This is a genomic window from Salibacterium salarium (assembly GCF_030813635.1).
GTDB lineage: Bacteria > Bacillota > Bacilli > Bacillales > Marinococcaceae > Salibacterium > Salibacterium salarium.
Window position 1 is genome coordinate 295658 of record NZ_JAUSUM010000004.1, and the last position, 21116, is coordinate 316773.

The following is a 21116-nucleotide window of genomic DNA, read 5'->3' on the forward strand; positions in this document are numbered from 1 at the left end:
AAGCCGTAAAGATTGTAAAAACAATCTTCGCGGCTTTTTTATATTAGATAACGTCCTGTCGCGGGTCTGCCTGCAGGGTGCAGATCAATTCCGGTTGCCACAGGACGTGGCGTTTTTAGCCGAACTTCCACTATTCAGGGCAGTTGCGTTTTTTTATTTTTCACGAACTGGAAAGTCTTGAAGAGAGAATTTAGCTATGCCTGGTATTTTGTGATAATTAGATGGAGAATAATAAACAGTTTTATTCAACATTGCTCCTGCAATCATCACATGAGCTCTATCTGTATGAATGGTGTTGTGTTTGGAAACTGTTCCCAAGAATTCATCAAGGGTTTTACTAGTCTTAGAGATATCGTTATTGGATTCTACTGTATTCATATCATTTTTTCCTTTTTCTTTATCGTTTCGATAAGCGTGCAAGGTTCCCTTCCCCTTTTGTTTATAGTTAGTGTAATCAAAGTAGAATGCACCATCGTAAGCAATATTTGCATCACATAGGTTTTTAATTTGTTTATATGAAATAAGTTCACGTGCAAAGACGGTGGCTTTGGTTTTAGTAAGGGCTTCTTTCACAGCAGGAACAGATATATCGAAGGACGAAGGAAATATAATGACGTTTTTAAAATTCTTTTCAATAATTGCTAATTGGCGGGGCATGGAATGATAAGCTTTACACCAACCACCAGATCCTGCGATAACTGCAGTATGGCCGTCCGCTTGGTCTATTTCATCTTTTAATATTTCTTTATACTGTTTACCATCTAACAGCTGGCGTGTACCAGACCATATTAAGTGATCACCAATGTTGCCGCCAGGAATAATGAAAGTGAGATCAGGGGCAGATGCAATGGATGTAAGCAGTCGTTTACGGCTCGTCTGAATGCCTTTTTGAAAGTTAGAAAATCCTCTCGGTAATTTCTCCACAATTATTTCTCCTTTCTTATTGATGAATAAATATAGAAAATATTAGAGCCATTATAGTAAAAGTGTATGTCATTTATGGAGAATAGGAACGGCGTCATTGCTAGTTTAATGGAGAGGTTGAAATAGAAAATTTGTGTAATCTGAAAAGTTGCGAAAAGGACTGACTTAAAAGATATGCAACCTTTTTAAGCCAGCCCTTCGGAAACTAATACATAAGCAATTGTTTTTTTAAAAGAAGAATTTCTTTTGTAGGATGAATTTTTATCATATTTTCAAATAATGGATCGTTATAGTACTTTAAAAGTTGTTTTTTTAACGTTTGATACTTTGGAAGTTGATGGAATGAATGGTCATACCCACCAATAACATAATCTTTGAATCGAGAAGGTCCATTTCTAATAATTCCTAAGTGAAAGCCATGGTGTGGTCTATAGTGATTATTTTTCATTTTTCCAAATCCTATTTGTTTTGTGATTTCGTATAAAACTTGTTCGTTACCTCCCAGCTTTTCTATTTTTTTTTGAAGTTTGTCTGGGTTATCCCGATAAAAGTTAATGATGGCGTTCATTTTTTGATAATAAGGTTTTGTCTTAAAAAAGTGTAAACCAGTCAGTCTATTGGAATCGGGTCTAATTTGATTACTATATGGCAATTGAATTTGTGAACAATGATTTAAATGAGAGTCTAAAAGAGAGGGTTCTTCTTTAACGATTAAAAAGTCAACATCGCCAATATACACATTTTCAAAATTTTTATATTGATTATAAGGGATTAAAAAACGTAGCATTTTACCGACCTGCTTGTTGTTAAAAGGGATATTGATAAACTTTTCATACACATGGAAATTCTCAGATAACTCATTTTGGATTATTTGTAAGCAAGATTTTTCAGCTGGGGATAGGTTAGTATTCGTAAAAACTTTAACATAATAGTTAGGATAGCTTTTTAAAATACTGTAAATATAATAAGGAATAAACTTTGTGTAACTTCCAAATACGGTGACAGAAATACATAATGGTCTAATGATATTTTCCTCCCTTTATATACTTATATGAAATAGTGTCTGCATCCAATCACTTATCGTTTTTTCAATAGTCCAGTGCGACATAATGTTTTCTCTAGCTCTTCTTTTTAATTTCTGAAGTACATCGCGATTTTCTTCTAGGAATTTTATTTTTTTGATAAAATCATTGGGTCGATCGCTGTTCAAAATTAAGAATTTCCCGGCTGGATCTGTGATTTTTTGTACATATCCGACATTAGTTGAAAGTACAGGAATACCGCATGCGTTCGCTTCTAAAGCTGGAGCAGGTCCGCCTTCATTTGAAGAAGTAATTAATAGTAAATCCAACGAGCGATAAAATGCGGGCATATCTTTTAATGGCACTCTTGAGGCACGGGTGGCTTCGACAAAAGTAATATTAGAATTTTTTTGGAGTGATTTAACAATCGGCTGATACAATGTTTTATGGTTCTTCACGCTTCGTGTGTTATTTCCAGCCCACCCTATAATTATTTCCTTCTTGTTCCGTTTTTGTTTGCTTGGAATAGGACGAAATCGATCGGTATCTACAAATTGACGGATATAATTAACATTCTTTTCAGGTGTTAGTTTTTTAACTTCTTGAGCTAGTTTAGGATTGATGGCACCGAACTGTTTTATTGGTTTCATAATTTTCTGAAGGAAATGTTTGTTAGGCTGCACTTTATCACGCCATTCTTGGTACGTTTCATGATTTTTCATGAAATAGTTATAAGAACCAATTTGTGAAGTATCTACTCGGATGTTCAACCGTACAAGAAGCTGGGCTAATCCTAAACTCAATGTTGAAATGATTTCATAATAAGAATTTATATAACCAGCGCCTTTTGTACTTGTTAGAAGTCTGATTTCTTTATTAGAAAGAATGTCTAAATTTGGATGATGCTTTTTTATAATGCGTGCTTTTTGACCAAGGACCCACCAATCGTAATCGTATACAAGTAAATGTTTTTTCACTGATTTGCTATCCTCCTATTACATTATTTTTTTAGAGATAAGAAGAATTTTTCCCAGTCTGTTTTGCAATTTCCCCACGTCCAATGTTTGACAACTGTTTTTCTTATATTCTTGGAAAATTGATCTCTTTTTTTGGGATTATTCCGAAGTTCCTGTACAGCTTTTCGTATCGCAGCAGAAGTACGAGGTACGATAAGTCCATTCTTATCATGTTGAATAATTTCTGGAACAAATCCGACATTGGTTGAAATAATAGGAACTCCGCATGAAGCGGCTTCTAATACTGGGTTTGGCAGTCCTTCTGTTTTACTTGAACAAATAAAACAATCTAACCCTTGATAAAACTCAACCATTTTTTCTCTTGGGACGTAATTGGTTGTAAATGTTCGAATGTCTAGATTTACGTTTAAATCTTTCAGCGCTTCTAAAACGATGTCATATCCCTTTAATTCCCTATAGTTTTCTTTGTCAATTCGTCCTACCCATCCTATAGTAAATTTTTTGTTTTGCTTTTTTTTAATGGGTTTAAATAATTTATGATTAATCCCGATTCGTGTTTTATAAATAGGATGATGGGGTTTGAAGGTGTTAATGATTTCATTGGACCATGCATTGATTCCTCTATAACTTTGAAGATGATGCAAGAAGCTGTCTTTGAATTTTCGGTTATTTATCATTTGGTTTTCATATAAACGTACAGAAGTAATACTTGTTGCCATTTTATGATAAGGTATGCCGGTATTATTTAATCTTCTCGCGATGGTTGGCGACATCGGATATATAATATCGTAATAATTTAAATCGTTTTTGGTAACTTCTTTTGCATATTTCATGGAAAATTTCACTTTTTTAAATGAGAGACTAGTAATATCCTTTGCCCTATTATCAAAAGCCCACCGTGGAATCGCAGGAACTAATAAAACTTTCATATAGTTGAGTCACATCCTTTTACTATTTTCTTTCTTTGATGAGTTTTGTCATAGCACTTGTATCTCCCGACACAGATATATAACGATTACGTAACATAGAATTGTTCTTATAATTGGGGTTTCGTTTATTCCCTACGTGAGGATGCCATAAATGAAAAATGTCAGTATTCGTTCGTTTATAAGGGCCGCACAATGTATTCATTGCACTCATGAAAGCTTGGTCTTCCCCTCCCCAGCCAATAAACCTTTCATCAAAACCATTCACTCGTTCAAAGTTTTTACGTGTAACGATATTACATCCTCCTACGCATGGCGTTCGTTTCGTCGGTTTCTTTACTCTCTCAAACTCGATTTGATGACTAATAGGCCACTGTGGTGAATCTGCATAAATAGTGTTAGTACTTGTTTCTGTTAAATAGTTTATCGTTTGAAAGGGAATCACCCATGCATGTTTGTTTAGTAATTGGATTGATTTCTTCACGATTAATGGATTGAAGATTAAATCAGCATCTACGATTAAAAAAATGCTTTTTGTTGCTTTACGAGCAGCATCATTTATGGCTTGAGAACGTGAAAATAGTGTTGAAGTACTTTCACCTATACAAAGCTCTGCTTTTGGCATATTAGTTTTATAAAAATCGGCTATCCATTTGAAAGCTTTGTCTCTTGGACCATTGTCAAGTTGATAAGGAATTAAGATGGATACGTCTTGAAACAAAAATACAACCTCCTTCTGTGAAACGACTTGTAATAATATGTATTGCTATCAGTGCTGAAAAGGAACGGCTTCTATCATATTTTGAGGTTCAAATGTCTAAATAGAGATAATTTCCACGCTTGTCTATGCCGACTCAGACAAATTCTACATACAATACGTTGAAGTTATTCGATAGATGTAGGAGGTTTTACGGTGGCACGTTATCTAGTAACCGGGGGGGCCGGTTTTATAGGCTCTCACATTGTTAAAGCACTGATAGAAAAAGGGGAGCAGGTAAGGGTTCTCGATAATTTAAAAACAGGCAAAGAAGAGAATATATCAGCATATGTTCATGATATTGAATGGATAGAAGGAGACTTTACGGATCTAACAGTACTGAAAAAAGCACTTAAAGGGGTAGATACTGTCTTTCACCAAGGTGCAATCCCGTCTGTTCCTAAATCTATAAATGAACCAATGGATACAAATCATGCAAATGTGACGGGGACGGTTCAATTATTACAAGCAGCAGTAGAAGAAAAGGTCAGTCGAGTTATTTATGCTGCGTCCTCTTCTGCATACGGAGATAGTGAAGTATTGCCAAAGCGTGAGGATATGTTGGGGAAACCGATGTCACCTTATGCTGTAAGTAAATATGCAGGAGAACATTATTGCAAAGCATTTCACGAAATACACGGTCTTGAAACATTATCACTCAGATATTTTAACGTATTTGGACCTAAGCAAGATCCTTATTCTGAGTATTCGGCAGTAATTCCTAAGTTTATCCATTCCGTGTTGCGTGATCAATCGCCGACTATTTATGGAGATGGGACACAATCACGGGACTTCACGTATATTGATAATGTGGTATCTGCTAATATACTTGCAGCAGAAGCGGCTCATCTAAGTGGGGAAGTGATCAATATTGGCAGTGGAGAACAGATTGATTTGAATCAACTTGTCTCAAAAATTAACAAAAAACTAGGAAAAGAAATAAAGCCAACTTACGCTGCAGAACGGGTGGGGGATGTGAAACATTCCTTAGCAGACATTACACGTGCTGAAAAGTTGATTGGTTATCGTCCTAACGTATCCTTTACAAAAGGACTGGACCAAACAATTGAATGGTTTAAAGAAAACAAGTAATAGAAAAAAGCTTATGATCTAATGTTGGTCATAAGCTTTTTTGATTATTTATTTCTTGATTGTATTATTTGTTGCATGGTTCGTTTGTTTCCATAAGCTTCACAATATTTGTAAGCTAGTTGTACATTTCTTTTGTAATGAAGGCTTTTTTGAACAATTGATTTTGGGTGCCACAAGTGGTAAATGCTTGTATCTAGTCTATGATGCGGTCCGCATAGCGTATCAACAGAACAAGCAAACGCATCATCTTCTCCTCCCCAGCCAGCAAACCTTTCATCAAACCCTCGTACCTTACGAAAGCATTCTTTAGGCATGATATTAATTCCACCCACCGGAAGCTTTTTTTCTTCGTGCATTTTTTCGGTTTTTACAGTAGTTTGCAGAGGCCATACAGGTTTTGTATTTAACAGTTTAGTCGTGCTGCCGGTAGTAATATTTTTTACACGACTGTAGGGAATAATCCACGTATGCTTTTTGAGAAGGTGAATGGATTTTGAAATGAGAACTGGATGACAGATTATATCAGCGTCTATAAGAACAAATATAGAACCTTTAGCCTTTTGTGCAGCATTGTTAATGGCTTTTGATTTGGAAAAAGGTTTGGATTGGGAAGTTCCAATACATATTTCAGCATTAGCTATAACATTTTTATAATAGGTTTTTAGCCAATGAAAAGCTTTGTCTCTTGGACCATTATCCGTTTCAAAGGGAATGATAATCGAAGTTGTTATCATGAGTAATCCTCTCCATCATAAATGGTTATCACTATTTATATGCAATAGAAGGAAATAAGTTTAGTAGCTGATAAGTTAAAAAAGGAAGGGAATTTTTCTATCGTTCCGCCCTAACAGAACAATAGAGTCAGCATATGTTAAAAGAAAGAAGGGAACATTCCACCCTAGATTCATGCCGTTTCATAGAGAAAGTAAATGAATAAAATAAAATAACAATCAAAATAGATTTTGAAATGCAAAGAGAAAGGAGATATAAATTGAACAGCTATGAGAATACTATACATGTCCCTGCCCACACTAGAGTTGGGGTAGTAGGTTTAGGTTATGTAGGTTTACCACTGGCTTTATTATTTTTACAAAAAGGCTATCAAGTAACTGGTCTGGATATTGATAAAAAGAAAATAAATGATTTACAAAAATCTGTAAGTCATATACCTGATATAGAAGATGATGAATTAAAACATGCGTTGTCATCGGGAGGATTAACATTTACTGCTAACTATGACCTAACAGCATCGTTGGATATTATCGTCGTTTGTGTTCCAACACCTTTAAGCAGTGAAGGACAGCCTGATTTAAAATATTTGAAAAGTGTCAGTGAACAACTCGGACCAAGACTTCGAAGGAACCAAATGGTTATCATTGAAAGTTCCACCTATCCTGGTACCACGAGAGAAGTCGTTCAACCTTTACTTGAATTAAGTAAATTACGTGTTGGGGAAGAGTTTTCATTAGGGTATTCTCCGGAACGAATTGACCCGGGAAACAAGACGATGAAAGTAGAGCACATTCCAAAAGTTGTTAGTGGGGTAACAGAGAATTGCTTGAGGTCGGTTACAACATTTTATGAAAATATATTCGAAGACGTTGTGCCTGTTCCTTCGGTGGAAATAGCGGAACTCTCTAAACTGTTAGAGAATAGTTATCGATTTATTAATATTTCTTTTATTAACGAGGTGGCAATGCTTTGTGATAAATTAAATATTAATGTGTGGGAAGCTATCACAGCAGCCAATACGAAGCCTTATGGGTTTCATCCATTTTATCCAGGCCCCGGAATCGGCGGTCATTGTATCCCAGTGGACCCTTTGTACTTGTACTGGGCCGGAAATGAACACGGATTTCATAATAAATTTCTCTCTTTAGCGGAACAAACAAATAATTATATTACGTTATATGTATTAGAACAGATAAAAGAACGAATCGAAAAAGAAAAAGGGATAGCCAATGCAAAAATATTATTATGTGGAATATCATATAAGAAAGATTCGAATGATTTAAGAAGTTCACCAGGTATTAAAATGTTAAAATATTTTACTAAATTAGGGGCAGATGTAGAGTATCACGATCCATTTGTTCCCGAAGTTGTTATTGATGGTCAAAAGTATAAAAGCAGTCCTATTTCAGAAAAAAAGCTAGGTCAAACGGACTGTGTCGTGATTTTGCAAGATCATTCGCCTGTATCTATTCAAAAAATGATGGATTACGCAACACTCATTTATGATACAAGAAACGCAACAAAGGGATGGAATGGAAAAGCTGAAACAATTGTATTAGGTGGAGGCATGGATTCACTGTAGTAATGGATATAAGGTATAGAGGGGAGGGAAGTAGTATCTCATGATTTCCGTTATAACTTGTACAAATAGAGATGGCATGATGGATAATGTGTTTCAAAATTATGCGAATCAAAGATTAAAGAATAAGGAACTAATTATTATATTAAATAAAGACGATATGGATATAAAAAAATGGAAAGCAAAAGCAAAAAAGTATAAGAATGTTTTTATTTATCATTTGCCGGAGAAAATGACGGTTGGGCAATGCAAAAACTTTGCGGTTCCAAAAACAAACTATTCGCATATTGCAAAGTTTGATGACGATGACTACTATGCTCCTCGATACCTTGAATTTGCCTGGAAGGCTTTTCGAAAGAATAAACAAGCCGCTATTGTAGGAAAAAGCAGTATTTACTATTACTTTAAAAGAAGTATGAAATTAGGTTTATTTTCGTCTAATGCAGAATATCAGTTTGTTAAATGGGTAGCTGATTCAACCCTCGTGTTTAAGAAGGAAATTTTTAAACACGTTCAGTTTTCGAAAATGAAGGTAGGATCAGATCAGAGATTTCAAATGGATTGTAAGAAAAAAGGATTTTATATTTATTCTACAAGTAGACATGATCATACGGTGATAAGGAGTGAGAATCCAAACAATCATACTTGGAAAATTAATGACAGCGATTTGTTGAAGACATGCACAAACATTGTTCATACTAATGATTTTAAACCAATTGTCACATCACCTGTTTAATACGTTAAAATGAAATATTGAATTTTTTGAAATACCAATTATCGTCGTACTTTCTTTTTTTGAAGTACGCATTCCTTTGTTGCAATACACCATCTTGCAGGACATCTTTTTCCACTGTTACAGAATTTTCGTTTTTGATCAACGCTTTGCTTTTTTTGATGCGGTTATGATTGAAGTGAGAGTAGGCCATTCTCATTAAATTATAATAAATATGGCTATTGCTCAAGGTATAAGGGTGGGATTTTCTAAATAGATGTAACACTCTTACGTTTGGAACAACGCTGCATTTATACCCAAACAACCATAATTTTATAGACAGTTCAATGTCTTCATACCCCCATGTCTTAAATCCAGTCTCAAAGCCACCAACGTCATTAAAAACTTTTTTCGAAATCATTAAACACCCGCCGGGCAATACAGCAGTATCGAACATCGATAAGGACTTTTTATTCCAATCTACGATAAGGTTCGGTTTGAGTGTCTGTCCGTATCCAATCGAGGCTGGATGATTCGCATCTGCAATCGCTGGACATACAGCGTCTGTTTTACCAGCTTGCAGCGGAGCAATTAATTTATCCATCCACATGTTTGTGAAAAAAAGATGGGCATCACAAAAGACAAAGTAGTGCCCGTTTGCATGTTTCGCTCCAAGATTTCTCGCATTAGCTGCACCTATTCCTTCGGTTCGAATTCGTTGGACTTTATGGCGCTTTGGATAATGTGATAGAAAATCACAGCAACCGTCATTGGATCCATCATCTACAATGATAACTTCGTATTTTATGTTAGAAGAGGCGGCAAATAAAGAATCCAATGTTTTTTTGACATTATCTCCTTCGTTTTTTGCAGGGAAAATAACAGAAATGATAGGGAAAGAAGTTGTCATAAAGATTCGCTCCCTTTTTTACCAAATAGGTTTTTCATAGTATATGTTCCTGTCGAATGCAATGTGAGACATTTAGCAACAGCCGTTTCAATAGTCAGCGTAAACGAATAGATTACTATGAAGCTGACATTAAGATGGGGGTGATAATATGCATATCATTGTTTGTTCGGTTGCTCACCGGTCAGGCTCCACATTGTTACAGCGAATATTTAATGCTAGAAAGCAGACATTAATTTGGGGACAGCACGATCGATGTTTGAAGGATTTTTTAAACATTTATACAAAAATAAAAGCATCTCAAGAAAAATTTGATTATCAAAAAAATAAATATTTTCTAAACAATGAAGACCCTAATACTTCGATTGCAAATATGACCCCGGGCCACCGTTATCTAGAACATGCGTTACATGATTCAATAAAAGGATTTTTCGAAAATTTCTATGAAGAATACAGCGAAAGTCATGATATGATAGGTTTTAAAGAAGTGTTGTATGGAATCGAGGAAATCTCATTGTTTCAAAAAGCGTTCCCGGATTGCAAAGTAGTACTTCTTGTTCGACATCCGATTGATATATGGAAAAGTTTATCAGGGAAAGAGTGGAATCCATTTACGATTGAAAGCTTTTGTGAAGTATGGAGGAACAATGCTGATGACTATATAAAATTATCTAAACGTAATAAAAAAGTGACGTTAGTAAGGTATGAAGATATTGTTTCAAAGGACGAAGATACGTTAACGTCGATAGGAAAAATAGGCCGACTTTCATTAGAAGAAATGAATTATGTTATTAATAAGAAAATAAGTAGTTCAACAAAACCAATTACCGCTGATGATGAGAATAAAATTATTACATTATGCGGTAAGGTGATGAAGAAATTCCATTATTAAATCCACAAAAAGAGAGCATCCCAATCATGGACGGGAGCTCTCTTTTATCATTATTCCGCTCCTCGATAAGGTTATTGAAGTCCAGCTGGAAAACCTTTTATTGATATTGATTATCAATATCATGTATAATGAGATAAGATGTTAAGAAGAAGGGTGGAAATAAGATGAATCATACACTGAGAATGACCAATACATCCAGTCTTGCACAAATTGTCCGCGAACGACGTTCCATAAAAAAGAAATATAAAACGGATCCGGTACCACAGGAACTCGTATTTAAATTGTTAAACGATGCTGTGTATGCCCCGAATCATGGAAATAGAGAACCATGGCGGTTTGTTTTTGTTCCGACAAAAAAGAAAGAAGAATTTATAGAACGGCTCCTACCCGCATTTCCACAAGACTTTCAAGAAAATAGAAGAAATTATTTTAGCCAGCCGTCTGCGATATTAATTGTTATTATGCCAAACGACCCTCGACAGAAACAGTGGGAAGAAAACTTTGGTGCAGTAAGTTCGATGATTCAAAACTTTCAATTGCTTGCCTGGGAACAGCAGTTAGGTGTCGTATGGAAAACGAACGCTCATATTTACGAACCGAAAGCAAGAGAAATTATAGGAGTAGATCCTGGGGAGAAAATTGTCGGATTTTTGCATATGGGATATTTCAATTCAGAAGATATCCCAAAAACAAAAGAACGGACACCAGTGGAGGAAAAGATGGAGGTTTTTGAGTAACGATTAGAACCCTGTTCCCTTTTGAGGATAGGGTTCATTTTTATGAAGATACTAAAAGAAAAACTATATTCATACGTAAAAAGCAAACAAATATTTGAAAAAGACTTTCTAGTTAAATGGCTGAGATTAAGTTTTAGAACATTCTTCTGATATAATGGCATGGAATCACAGAAAGGGGTAATCTTATGAAATATCGTACATTAGGTAAGACAGGCTTAGATGTTTCTGTTATTGGACTTGGAACTTGGCAGTTTGGAGGAGAATGGGGACAAGATTATACCCAACTTGAAGTGGATGCCATTTTTGAAAAGGCAAGAGAGACTGGTATTAATTTAATCGATACAGCTGAGTGTTATGGAGATCATTTGTCAGAAGAATTCATAGGAAAAGCTATCGAAAAAGACCGGGATCAGTGGGTTCTTGCAACAAAGTTTGGCCATAAATTTCATGACTTATATGAACGAACCCGTCATTTCAAACCTGAAGAAGTACAACAACAGCTTGAAGATTCGCTTCGTTCGTTACGGACAGATTATATAGACTTGTATCAGCTGCATTCAGGTGTAGGCGAAGAATTTGATAATGATAAGCTTTGGACGATGCTTGATAAACAAGTAAAAGAGGGGAAAATCCGGCATATCGGTCTTTCTATCGGAAAAAACGATAATATTTATCAAACCAATAAATCTTCTGAAATTGGTTCAGAGGCGGTTCAGGTTGTTTATAATAGATTAGACCGGACCCCGGAAGAAGAAGTGTTTTCTTCTTGCGAAGAGCAAAATCTTGGTGTGCTTGCTCGTGTGCCAATGGCTAGCGGTTATTTAAGTGGAAAATACAAACCAGGTGCCACGTTTGCAGAAAATGATGTGCGCCATCGTCATGATCAAGAAGAGACGCGGCGAAAATTAGCAACAGTCGCTGAACTTGAGAAAAACGAAGTTCCGGAAGGAGTTCCGATGGCGCAATGGGCCCTTGCCTGGTGTCTGAAACATCCAGCTGTTACATGTGTTATTCCAGGCTGTAAAAACCCAGAACAAGTCGAATCCAACGCGAAAGCAGCAGAGCTTGAAATGGTAAAAACAAATCATCCACAAGCAACAGTATAGTTAAAAAGATGAATGGTTAAAAGGTGATCCGATGGATTGCCTTTTTTCTATTTTGAAAAAATCTGTGTAAGATGACAGCGAAACAGTATCGAATATTGGGGTGGTGCAACTTTTGTCTAGATACAATGACACCACAATGGCTGAAGTAAAATTATTCGCAAGAGATACAATGTATAAGATACATGATAAAATATGTATAGGATATACATGTATAAAGGGAGATGCTTTATGGCGAAGGGGCTAATAAGATTTTTACTAATAATAGGGGGAATTGTCTCCACGATATTAGGTGTAATCGGTATTATATTGCCCTTATTACCTACGACTCCATTTTTATTGCTTGCAGCCTATTGTTTTGCAAGGTCATCGGACACTTTATACCGACGCCTACTCGAAACAAAATGGCTTGGTACATATATAGAAAATTTTCGTTCTGGCAAAGGAATACCGTTAAAGACGAAATGGATTGCTGTCATCGTTCTTTGGACTAGCTCCTTTTATTCGATTATTTATATCGTTCCATTAATCATTGTTCAATTAATGCTTTTTGGTGTGGTAATATATATTACGTACTATATATTCTCGTTAAAAACATATCGTTAAATCGAACAGAGAAAAAGGTATGATATAATAAAGTATAGAAGAGTAGTCTAGGGAGACAAGAGGGAGGGATAGAACGTGAATATTGCTACGATTGGAACAAACTGGATCACAGAATCATTCATTGAAGCAGGGAAGCTTGCAGATGACTTTCATTTGTATGCGGTGTACTCTCGGGATGATAAAAAGGCGAAAGAGTTTGCTGATAAACATCGTGCGGATACATATTATGATGATCTTGAAAAAATGTTCAGTGATGAAAAACTCGAAGGTGTTTATATCGCAAGTCCAACCCGATATCATGCAGAGCAGGCGATAATGGCGATGGAAAAAGGAAAGCACGTCATATGTGAAAAGCCGCTTTGTAGCAATGCTAGAGAAGCAGAGAAATTGATGGAGACAGCAGAAAAACATAATGTTATCTTCATGGAAGCCATAAAGACTTTATATTTACCATCCATTCAAACATTGCAGCAATGGCTGCCAAAAGTCGGGACGGTCCGAAAAGCCATTTTTTCATTCTGCCAATATTCCAGTCGTTATGATGCCTATTTGAATGGTGAAGTACTGAATGCTTTTAAGCCATCCTTATCAAATGGTGCTACGATGGATATCGGTGTCTATTGTCTTCATCCGCTTCTTTATTTATTTGGAGAGCCACGGAGTGTCAAGGCATCAGGTTATGTTCTTGACAGCGGTGTGGATGGAGAAGCTAATGTTTTATTAGATTATGAAAAAATGGATGCTGTCGCGTCTTATTCTAAAATTACCGCATCCTCTGGACCAAGCGAAATTCAGGGAGAAAAAGGGACGTTGTATATTCAAACCATTCACCGCCCGGAAAAAATCACGTTTGTTCCTATTAAGGGTGAGACAGAAGAGATTGAATTTTCAACAGATGAACCGGCGATGTATTATGAAGCTAAACACTTTGTTGATGCATGTAAAAAAATAAAAGCAGACAATCTGAACTGGGATAATTCCAAGTTAGTGATACAGCATACCGATCGTATCCGTGATCAACTTGGTGTTGTGTTTGATGCAGATGATACGTTTGTGTAGTAAAGACAGAAGAAGCAGTTGTGCATAACTGCTTCTTTTTACACGCATAGTGAATGAATTCGCAATGTATGGTATCTTGGATGAAGAAAAGGAGGGCTTGGAATGGAAAACCTCGAATGTGTAATTACGGATGGAAAAAAGAAATGGACGGTTCAACCGTCAAAAATGGTGATGTACCTCCAGTGCAAAATCATCGAGACGTTTGATGAAAAGGGAGACATCCACTACTTGCTCTTTTTTAAAGAGGAGTATTTAACTACTCTTAAAGTTACTAGTGTTCGGCGTCGATCCTTTCTTGAGAAAGCATATAAATACGGAGTAACGTTTACGGCACCACACCCTTTCATTGACGACATATTGTCTCCTCATTCAACCTATCAAAAACGAAGTTTAAATCAGCTCCGTGGAAAATTTCAACACCAGCATACCACCCAGGAAACAGCGCTCATGTTAACTTTTTTTGATGCATTTATGTCAAAAAAAGAATTATTTGAAGATATTCAGTCCTTGTATTATCAACACAGGCGAAATGGCCAATTGTTTTTGGGATACCGGGTTATTCGAGTTCTTATGGATTTCACACCGAAACATAGCTGGGTAAAGCAGTTATCGAATGAAATGGAATTCTCTACATTTAAAGAAATGTATCAGGACCTGTCTGAGAAATTGTGGGATCAGGACCCGATTTATATGGAAAAAGCTCTATATTTTCGACGGAAACAGGCTAATAATTTTCAGCAGCTTTTACACTTTCTGAAAGAAGAAAAACGCTGGATAGATGTATTATCCCTTCTGATGGACTACATTTCCTTGAACGGAGCAGATGCATATTACGACGAATTTGTACAATGGCTAGAATTATATTATTCAGATGAAGCAAAACAATTAATTCTAGAAGATTTATATGCGAAATATCCTTATATAGAGTCTCTGCAACGTGATTTATTACAAACTTACCTCACCCTTCACCAATTGCATTCCGCAATGCAGCTTCTTGAACGGCATAACATTACCCTTGGAGAAGAACAAGGGGAAGCATTTGAAAATATGTTGGAAGAAATTGATATCACTTCAGGAACAGTAGAAGTGGAACAATTAAACATCTACATTGCTCCTTTATTTGAAACCCAGCCAACGAAAGCGGAAAAAATTCTCCAAAAATGCATGAATCAACTATTGGCCAATCGTGATATAAATTATATATATCAGTGGCTAGACCCAATTCGTCAAAAATCACAAAAGTCACCGGTTGTTTCACAAATTGATAAGATGAAAAAAATGAGAGAAGATCCAGATAAACAGCTTCAATTGGGTGAAATGTATTATGAGTTTAATCAACTTGATCAGGCGATTGATTGCTTCAGTTGGGAGATGGAACTGAATAAGTCGGACCCTCAACCAGTGCGATGGCTCTCAAAAATTTATTTAGAACTCGGGAAAAAAGAAGAATCAAGAGCGTATCAGCAGCTTTATAGAAATATGCAGGAAAATGCGTAAGTGTTCTGAAAGGCTGACAATTACGGAATAACAAAACGTGATCCTGTATGGTGGGAAACAATACTTTTCTGAAAGATCCTCTTTACAAAAAGAGGATTTTTTTATATACTTTTCTGTGTTGGTACAAATAATACAGTTAGTACAGGGTGTTTAGTGTTGTATGAAAAGGAGGGGATGTCTTGTTTGAATTAGATGTTAGAAGCCGAAAGCCCATATATGAGCAGCTTATTGATAACATAAAAGAATTAATCGTGACGCAAGTGCTGCAACCGGATGAAAAGTTGCCGTCGGTCCGGAATGTATCGAAAGACTTAACAATTAATCCGAATACGATTCAAAAAGCGTATCGGGAACTCGAGAGAGAAGGATACGTGTACTCGGCAAGCAGAAAGGGGTATTTTGTGGCTCCCATTGATTGGATTTCAAACGAGGATAAGTTGGATGAGGTGAAGCAAAAATTTCAACCATTGTTAAGAGAAGCTCTTTATTTTGGATTAACGAAAGAAGAATGGCTGCAATGGTTTGAGGAAGCAAAAGCGGAAGGTGGGGAAGATGATGATTCAAGTGGAGAATCTGACGAAACGCTTTGAAGGTGAAGCAGCAGTTGAAGACCTGAATATTACAGTAAATAAAGGATCGATTTATGGACTATTAGGTTCAAACGGTGCAGGGAAAACAACATTATTAAAAATATTGGCTGGAATTTATCGTCCAGATCATGGAAGTGTACGTATTGAGGATGAACCCGTTTATGAAAATGTAACATTGAAACAAGACGTGGTTTTTATTCCAGATGCTTTGTACTTTCTACCGCAGGCGACTATTCAGCAAATGGCGGGCTATTATAAATCATTTTATCCAAATTGGAACCAAGAACGCTATGAAAAGTTGAAACAAGTATTTGATATAAACCCCAAACGAAAAGTGCATCGGTTGTCAAAAGGGATGCAGCGGCAAGTTGCTTTTTGGCTTGCGCTTTCGACGATGCCAAAGGTATTGATTCTTGATGAACCGGTCGATGGTCTTGATCCTGTCATGAGGCAGAAGATTAAAAATCTATTATTTCAGGATATCGCCGAACGTGAACTGACGGTTATTATTTCATCCCATAATTTGCGTGAACTCGAAGATATTTGCGATCATGTTGGAATTATGCACAAGGGAACGCTGCAAATAGAAAAAGAATTAGATGAACTAAAAACGGATACACATAAAATCCAGGTAGCGTTTGAAGAGGACGAAGAAGTAAAAGATCATTTGACAGAAGAACTCAATATATTGCATGAGGAAAAACGGGGAAGCGTTCATCTTTTCATCATTAGAGGGAACAAATGGGATATCGAGAAAAAAATCCGGCCTTATCAGCCGCTTGTATTTGATATGCTCCCGCTCACACTAGAAGAAATTTTTATTTATGAAATGGGAGGAATCGGCTATGAAATCGAAAATGTCCTACTTTAATCTAGGCATACAAAAACAAAATATCAAACAGCATGGCTGGATTAGTCTCGTTTACTTCATCGCTTTATTATTCGCCTTGCCGCTACGAATGGTCCTGCTTGCTGAAGATGAGTATAGAGGGAGCGATCTAACCATAGAGAATTTATTCGCCTCCCCGTTTGCTCCACAAACGTTAATTGTTATCGGGATATCGATTGTTACAGGTATTGTTCTATTTCGTTACTTACAAGTGCCGGTATCAGCGGATATGATGCATAGTTTTCCTATTAAAAGAGGGCAGTTACTATGGAATCAAATAACATCAGGAACAGTAATGTTACTTATTCCTGTTTGGCTTACAGGTATTGTAGTGTTTTTGATAGAAAGTGCATATCCTTTTTTTGAGCTTATTTCGGCTGGTGATGTTTGGATTTGGATAGCTATTGTTTCTACCATGTCGTTGTTTTTCTTCCTATTTACAGTTTTTATAGGGATGATGACAGGAATTTCGCTTGCTTCTGGTATATTAACTGTTATTGTTTTAATGTTGCCAGTAGGATTAATTTCATTAATAAATGTTAACTTATCGATGTATGTATACGGTTTTCCGTCTTCTTACGCAGGTGGAGCACCAATCGCAAACTGGTCACCAATTGTTATGCTGTCACAGTTAAGTCATCAAGAAATCGATCCGTGGCAAATTGTTATTTATTTCGTATTAGCGATTCTCAGTGGATTGGCTGCCTGGATGCTTTATAGATTTCGTCATATAGAGACAGCCACGCAAGCGATAACGTTTAAGCCATTACGTCCGGTGTTTAAATATGGCGTCACCTTTTGTGCAATGTTGGTCGGCGGCTTATATTTTGATCAATATGAAAGCATGAATTGGGTCATTTTTGGTTATATTTTCGGATCTCTGATTGGATATCTTGTGGCAGAAATTATATTGCAGAAAACATGGCGGGTATTTCAAGTGAAGACCCTTTTTGGATATGCAGGCTATGGTATTGTTATTCTTCTTGTAGGCATTGTAATTAGATTTGATGTGATTGGTTTTGAATCCAATGTTCCAAGTGTTGAAGATGTTGATTCTGTTTATTTTGGACACAACATCTATCAAATAAGAGAAGCCCAAATGCACGATCAATCGTATAGTAAGAACGAAAATTATATAGAAAATGTTCGTGCTTTTCACAAAGAAATTACAACAGAAAAACCTAAAGAGATATCTGTTGGTCATAGGAGGTTATACAACAGTAATTATGTATTTGGTTATAAATTGGAAAATGGTTCTATGGTCGTTCGAGAATACCGAAATATTTCAATGGACGGTATGGAAGAAATGAGTGCTGTGATGGAATCTAAATCTTATAAAAACCAAGAATATAATTTAGAAGACTTAGACCAGGATATCACAAGTGTCCACTTTTTATCTCATCATCCCGTTCATAATGGAAGACTTACAATAAATGATACAGAGGAAATTAAAGAACTTCAGGAGATTATCAAATACGAAATTTCTACGATGGAAGTGGAAGATATGCGCAATCGAGGTATGGAGTGGGGTACACTTCAAGTAGGAACAGAGGACGGAGAACATGAAAAAACGTTCGAGGTTCCGTGGAACAAATCATTCGAAGAACTAGATATTTGGCTTAAAAACAACGGATATTTGGATCAGGCTCGTATTACGACGGAAAATGTCAACTCTATAGAGGTTATACGCCTCTCTGGTGGAGCATACAGTGGTATGAGGTCTCCACACCAGGTGTTCACCGAACGAAAAGATCAAGGGAATGAAGTAATGGAAGTAGAAGATGAAGCAGTGATGGAGGAAACGTTAAAGCGTTATAGTGAATCTGGAACAGGAGAGTACATTATACGTATCGTTCTTGAAGGAGATCAAGAAGCATATGGGGTTGTCCCGAAAGATCGAGTTCCAGACGAGATTCGCTCCTCATTTGAATGATAAAAAGCAGAGAACCCTCGCCAATTGGCGGGTGTCTCTGCTTTTTTTGTGGTGATCGGCTGCGTCGTGATTCGTTCTTTATTAAAATGAAGGAGTCAGCATGGATTTATGATCCACATTCAACATTTACTGTCCGAACGAGACGATTTACTAGCACAATTCGCAGGTTTACTGTCCAAACTTCCCGAGCGAACCAAATCTAATAAGCTCGTGTGAATCCTTCTTTTTCAAGGAAATCCGTAGCTTCCGGGTAAGAGTTGAATGTGCCGTCTAAATCAAGCCCAGCATATACGTTCCACAATTCTCCTTCTTTCATGACAACTAACGTTTGATCGTTAAAATTAACCCATTCTTCCATCGTTAATTCTTCTGGATCTTCCTGCGGGGATAGGGATTCAATTGCCTCATAAACAATCGAGCGGAGTTCGGATTCGCTGTAATTGCGAATGTTGACCATCCCTTTGTCATCGGTTTGATACCCTTTTAATTGTCCGGCATATACAAACCCGTTGCCATTGGGATGCAGATGATAAACGACGTTCTTTTTATCAATCACGCTCTCTTCGTAATGGTAATTGACTCGACCTAATGATACTTCTTTTTTTGTGAGTTCTGGGAAGGAATCAAGGATGTCTATTTTTTCTTCAAATGTAAGCATAATACCTCCAACGTTAATGTAACCATAATGTTGCCATTTGTTATTATACCACGTAAATCATTAGCTTAACATCATTCCAAGTGGAGATGTTTCCTTTACGCTCTCTTGAAGATCAAATCCCGAAATAGGAAACATAGGAAAACCAACATATCCCGGTGTAATGTCGTATTCATCGAAATAAATGACAATGGACTTATCTGCTAAATAATATTTTTGATTGGGTTTGATACCTTGAAATCCGTCAAGCAATGGTATGTTTCTGTCTGAGATTTGTTTTTCGATTATCGCATTGATTTGTTCCATGTAACGGCTGCCTGGCTTAAATAAATCGGATAACGGATAAATTATATCTGTGTTAGCATCAGCAGTAATCGAATCCATAAATTCAACGGGGTGGGCGAGACCGGGCATATTGGCGAAGTTGGTAAAGGTGAAGCTGATGATACCTCGTTGGTTATTTTTCATTTCATAAGTGCCAATCATTTCGGTCACACCAGGTTGATAATAGCCCAAGTCATTAACATTTCTAAAAAGAGCCATTACTTTTTCAAAAATTGTCGTATTAATGATGTTGGTATTCCAGGCGATAAGCTGTGGAAAGCAAATAGAAGGATAAGGCAGTGCATATGTTTGAACAGGGATAGGTTGCATGCAATGTTCCATATCAGTATCTCCTTTTTTTTTCGGTTTTTAACAGGCATAAAAGCATAAAAAAGTGTTAAACCGAGCATAGTAGTATTAGTTTTATTTATATGAAAGAAGGGAGATAACATGAACGTTCTTTTCGTACGAATGAGTTTTGGTACTCTGTTGATGCTTAGTTTATTGAGTGGGTGCAATAATTACGAAGATCAAGGGGCGCCAACCGATGGAAATAATGAACTGGAACAAATGGATGCGGGGAACACTGGAGAAACGGAAGAACAAGGAGAGACAGGATTTCCTTTTTCGCTACTTCCAGATGATGAAGGACAAACAAACCCTGATGAAGCAATCGATGAGTTTATTCCTGAAGATGAAATTGGCCGGGAAAGAGACGACGCAACCGAAATAGAGCCAGATGAAAATCAGGAAAGTGATAATGACAGAGAAGAAGAAGGAGAAGGGACGAACAACGAAAACGATGCCACGGGAATGGAAGAAGAAGTAGTGACGTTAACGAATGCTGAAAGAGAAAAGGAAGGATTATCCCCGTTAAAACAGGACTCAAACGTAGCGGAAGTGGCTCAAGCCAAATCAGAAGATATGTCAAACAATGATTATTTTGCCCACAGGTCTCCGAATTACGGATCTCCCTTTGATATGTTAGAGGACTATAATGTGGAGTTTACGATTGCGGCAGAAAACATTGCTCAAGGACAGCAGACAGCTGATCAAGTAGTGGAAGGCTGGATGAACAGCGAGGGCCATCGAAAAAATATTATGAATCCAAATCTTACTCATATCGGCATAGGATTTGAAGAAAACGGAAAATATTGGACACAAATGTTTATTGGAAAATAAATTAAAAAATCGCCTGTAAAA

At 36.7% G+C, this 21116-nt stretch carries 22 protein-coding genes; 13 read left to right on the plus strand and 9 right to left on the minus strand.

The features are described from left to right. Positions 1 to 153: 153 nt before the first annotated feature. From J2S78_RS15570 to J2S78_RS15590, 5 genes are all read right to left on the minus strand, one after another. On the minus strand, positions 154 to 924 hold the full coding sequence (locus tag J2S78_RS15570) for a polysaccharide pyruvyl transferase family protein (protein ID WP_306900043.1): 771 nt from the start codon (positions 922 to 924) through the stop codon (positions 154 to 156). Positions 925 to 1129: 205 nt separating this feature from the next. Further along, positions 1130 to 1711: a hypothetical protein gene (locus tag J2S78_RS15575; protein WP_306900046.1), complete on the minus strand. Its 582-nt coding sequence runs from the start codon at positions 1709 to 1711 to the stop codon at positions 1130 to 1132. Positions 1712 to 1963: 252 nt separating this feature from the next. Next, positions 1964 to 2923, minus strand: a complete 960-nt coding sequence (locus J2S78_RS15580) for a glycosyltransferase family 4 protein (RefSeq protein ID WP_306900048.1) — start codon at positions 2921 to 2923, stop codon at positions 1964 to 1966. Between the two features lie 23 nt (positions 2924 to 2946). Beyond that, the gene (locus tag J2S78_RS15585; RefSeq protein WP_306900050.1) at positions 2947 to 3852 is read right to left on the minus strand and encodes a glycosyltransferase family 4 protein; all 906 of its coding nucleotides are present in this window, start codon (positions 3850 to 3852) and stop codon (positions 2947 to 2949) included. Positions 3853 to 3874: 22 nt separating this feature from the next. After that, the gene (locus J2S78_RS15590; RefSeq protein WP_306900051.1) at positions 3875 to 4570 is read right to left on the minus strand and encodes a galactosyltransferase-related protein; all 696 of its coding nucleotides are present in this window, start codon (positions 4568 to 4570) and stop codon (positions 3875 to 3877) included. Between the two features lie 192 nt (positions 4571 to 4762). Between J2S78_RS15590 and J2S78_RS15595 the strand changes: the two genes are divergently transcribed. Beyond that, entirely contained in the window at positions 4763 to 5698 is a 936-nt protein-coding gene (locus tag J2S78_RS15595; protein ID WP_306900052.1) for an SDR family oxidoreductase, read from the plus strand. A 44-nt stretch (positions 5699 to 5742) separates the two neighbouring features. Here J2S78_RS15595 and J2S78_RS15600 read toward each other — a convergent pair whose 3' ends face one another. Continuing rightward, positions 5743 to 6432, minus strand: coding sequence for a galactosyltransferase-related protein (locus J2S78_RS15600; RefSeq protein WP_306900054.1), 690 nt, complete (start codon positions 6430 to 6432; stop codon positions 5743 to 5745). A 257-nt stretch (positions 6433 to 6689) separates the two neighbouring features. Between J2S78_RS15600 and J2S78_RS15605 the strand changes: the two genes are divergently transcribed. Together J2S78_RS15605 and J2S78_RS15610 are read left to right on the plus strand one after the other, a co-directional pair. Beyond that, positions 6690 to 8012 (plus strand): nucleotide sugar dehydrogenase, encoded by a 1323-nt coding sequence (locus J2S78_RS15605; protein ID WP_306900055.1) that lies wholly within the window; start codon positions 6690 to 6692, stop codon positions 8010 to 8012. Positions 8013 to 8052: 40 nt separating this feature from the next. Continuing rightward, positions 8053 to 8745, plus strand: a complete 693-nt coding sequence (locus J2S78_RS15610; RefSeq protein ID WP_306900057.1) for a glycosyltransferase — start codon at positions 8053 to 8055, stop codon at positions 8743 to 8745. Positions 8746 to 8749: 4 nt separating this feature from the next. On the opposite strand, the gene J2S78_RS15615 is transcribed toward J2S78_RS15610, so the two are convergent. Continuing rightward, positions 8750 to 9631 (minus strand): glycosyltransferase, encoded by an 882-nt coding sequence (locus tag J2S78_RS15615; protein WP_306900060.1) that lies wholly within the window; start codon positions 9629 to 9631, stop codon positions 8750 to 8752. 148 nt (positions 9632 to 9779) lie between these two features. On the opposite strand from J2S78_RS15615, the gene J2S78_RS15620 reads away from it, so the two are divergent. The 9 genes from J2S78_RS15620 (at position 9780) to J2S78_RS15660 (ending at position 18934) form a co-directional block, all read left to right on the plus strand. Continuing rightward, a complete protein-coding gene (locus tag J2S78_RS15620; RefSeq protein WP_306900061.1) occupies positions 9780 to 10520 on the plus strand; it encodes a sulfotransferase in 741 nt (246 codons plus the stop codon). A 164-nt stretch (positions 10521 to 10684) separates the two neighbouring features. Next, positions 10685 to 11257: a nitroreductase family protein gene (locus J2S78_RS15625; RefSeq protein WP_306900062.1), complete on the plus strand. Its 573-nt coding sequence runs from the start codon at positions 10685 to 10687 to the stop codon at positions 11255 to 11257. Between the two features lie 185 nt (positions 11258 to 11442). Then, positions 11443 to 12363, plus strand: coding sequence for an aldo/keto reductase (locus J2S78_RS15630; RefSeq protein ID WP_306900064.1), 921 nt, complete (start codon positions 11443 to 11445; stop codon positions 12361 to 12363). Positions 12364 to 12591: 228 nt separating this feature from the next. Further along, positions 12592 to 12966: a YbaN family protein gene (locus J2S78_RS15635; RefSeq protein WP_306900065.1), complete on the plus strand. Its 375-nt coding sequence runs from the start codon at positions 12592 to 12594 to the stop codon at positions 12964 to 12966. Between the two features lie 75 nt (positions 12967 to 13041). Further along, entirely contained in the window at positions 13042 to 14025 is a 984-nt protein-coding gene (locus tag J2S78_RS15640; protein WP_306900067.1) for a Gfo/Idh/MocA family protein, read from the plus strand. 102 nt (positions 14026 to 14127) lie between these two features. Beyond that, on the plus strand, positions 14128 to 15522 hold the full coding sequence (locus J2S78_RS15645; protein ID WP_306900068.1) for a tetratricopeptide repeat protein: 1395 nt from the start codon (positions 14128 to 14130) through the stop codon (positions 15520 to 15522). A gap of 179 nt (positions 15523 to 15701) precedes the next feature. Next, positions 15702 to 16112 carry a GntR family transcriptional regulator gene (locus tag J2S78_RS15650; protein ID WP_125556658.1) on the plus strand — a complete coding sequence of 137 codons (411 nt, stop codon included), beginning with the start codon at positions 15702 to 15704 and terminating at the stop codon, positions 16110 to 16112. After that, positions 16078 to 16983 carry an ABC transporter ATP-binding protein gene (locus J2S78_RS15655; RefSeq protein ID WP_306900286.1) on the plus strand — a complete coding sequence of 302 codons (906 nt, stop codon included), beginning with the start codon at positions 16078 to 16080 and terminating at the stop codon, positions 16981 to 16983. The genes J2S78_RS15650 and J2S78_RS15655 overlap by 35 nt, the downstream gene beginning before the upstream one ends. Then, the gene (locus J2S78_RS15660) at positions 16958 to 18934 is read left to right on the plus strand and encodes an ABC transporter permease family protein (RefSeq protein ID WP_306900071.1); all 1977 of its coding nucleotides are present in this window, start codon (positions 16958 to 16960) and stop codon (positions 18932 to 18934) included. Before J2S78_RS15655 ends, J2S78_RS15660 begins: the two co-directional genes overlap by 26 nt. Positions 18935 to 19133: 199 nt before the next feature. Here J2S78_RS15660 and J2S78_RS15665 read toward each other — a convergent pair whose 3' ends face one another. Together J2S78_RS15665 and J2S78_RS15670 are read right to left on the minus strand one after the other, a co-directional pair. Then, complete coding sequence (locus J2S78_RS15665) at positions 19134 to 19592, minus strand: hypothetical protein (protein ID WP_125556660.1); 459 nt, start codon at positions 19590 to 19592, stop codon at positions 19134 to 19136. A 60-nt stretch (positions 19593 to 19652) separates the two neighbouring features. Then, positions 19653 to 20255, minus strand: a complete 603-nt coding sequence (locus J2S78_RS15670; RefSeq protein ID WP_306900074.1) for an RsiV family protein — start codon at positions 20253 to 20255, stop codon at positions 19653 to 19655. A gap of 108 nt (positions 20256 to 20363) precedes the next feature. On the opposite strand from J2S78_RS15670, the gene J2S78_RS15675 reads away from it, so the two are divergent. Further along, entirely contained in the window at positions 20364 to 21095 is a 732-nt protein-coding gene (locus J2S78_RS15675; RefSeq protein WP_306900075.1) for a CAP domain-containing protein, read from the plus strand. Positions 21096 to 21116: the final 21 nt, after the last annotated feature.

Bases quoted from the DNA above. Each gene is read 5' to 3' on its own strand.
- J2S78_RS15575 (WP_306900046.1), bottom strand. From the start codon at position 1,711: ATGCTACGTTTTTTAATCCCTTATAATCAATATAAAAATTTTGAAAAT.
- J2S78_RS15585 (WP_306900050.1), bottom strand. From the start codon at position 3,852: ATGAAAGTTTTATTAGTTCCTGCGATTCCACGGTGGGCTTTTGATAAT.
- J2S78_RS15600 (WP_306900054.1), bottom strand. From the start codon at position 6,432: ATGATAACAACTTCGATTATCATTCCCTTTGAAACGGATAATGGTCCA.
- J2S78_RS15610 (WP_306900057.1), top strand. From the start codon at position 8,053: ATGATTTCCGTTATAACTTGTACAAATAGAGATGGCATGATGGATAAT.
- J2S78_RS15615 (WP_306900060.1), bottom strand. From the start codon at position 9,631: ATGACAACTTCTTTCCCTATCATTTCTGTTATTTTCCCTGCAAAAAAC.
- J2S78_RS15620 (WP_306900061.1), top strand. From the start codon at position 9,780: ATGCATATCATTGTTTGTTCGGTTGCTCACCGGTCAGGCTCCACATTG.
- J2S78_RS15625 (WP_306900062.1), top strand. From the start codon at position 10,685: ATGAATCATACACTGAGAATGACCAATACATCCAGTCTTGCACAAATT.
- J2S78_RS15630 (WP_306900064.1), top strand. From the start codon at position 11,443: ATGAAATATCGTACATTAGGTAAGACAGGCTTAGATGTTTCTGTTATT.
- J2S78_RS15635 (WP_306900065.1), top strand. From the start codon at position 12,592: ATGGCGAAGGGGCTAATAAGATTTTTACTAATAATAGGGGGAATTGTC.
- J2S78_RS15645 (WP_306900068.1), top strand. From the start codon at position 14,128: ATGGAAAACCTCGAATGTGTAATTACGGATGGAAAAAAGAAATGGACG.
- J2S78_RS15655 (WP_306900286.1), top strand. From the start codon at position 16,078: ATGATTCAAGTGGAGAATCTGACGAAACGCTTTGAAGGTGAAGCAGCA.
- J2S78_RS15660 (WP_306900071.1), top strand. From the start codon at position 16,958: ATGAAATCGAAAATGTCCTACTTTAATCTAGGCATACAAAAACAAAAT.
- J2S78_RS15665 (WP_125556660.1), bottom strand. From the start codon at position 19,592: ATGCTTACATTTGAAGAAAAAATAGACATCCTTGATTCCTTCCCAGAA.
- J2S78_RS15670 (WP_306900074.1), bottom strand. From the start codon at position 20,255: ATGGAACATTGCATGCAACCTATCCCTGTTCAAACATATGCACTGCCT.
- J2S78_RS15675 (WP_306900075.1), top strand. From the start codon at position 20,364: ATGAACGTTCTTTTCGTACGAATGAGTTTTGGTACTCTGTTGATGCTT.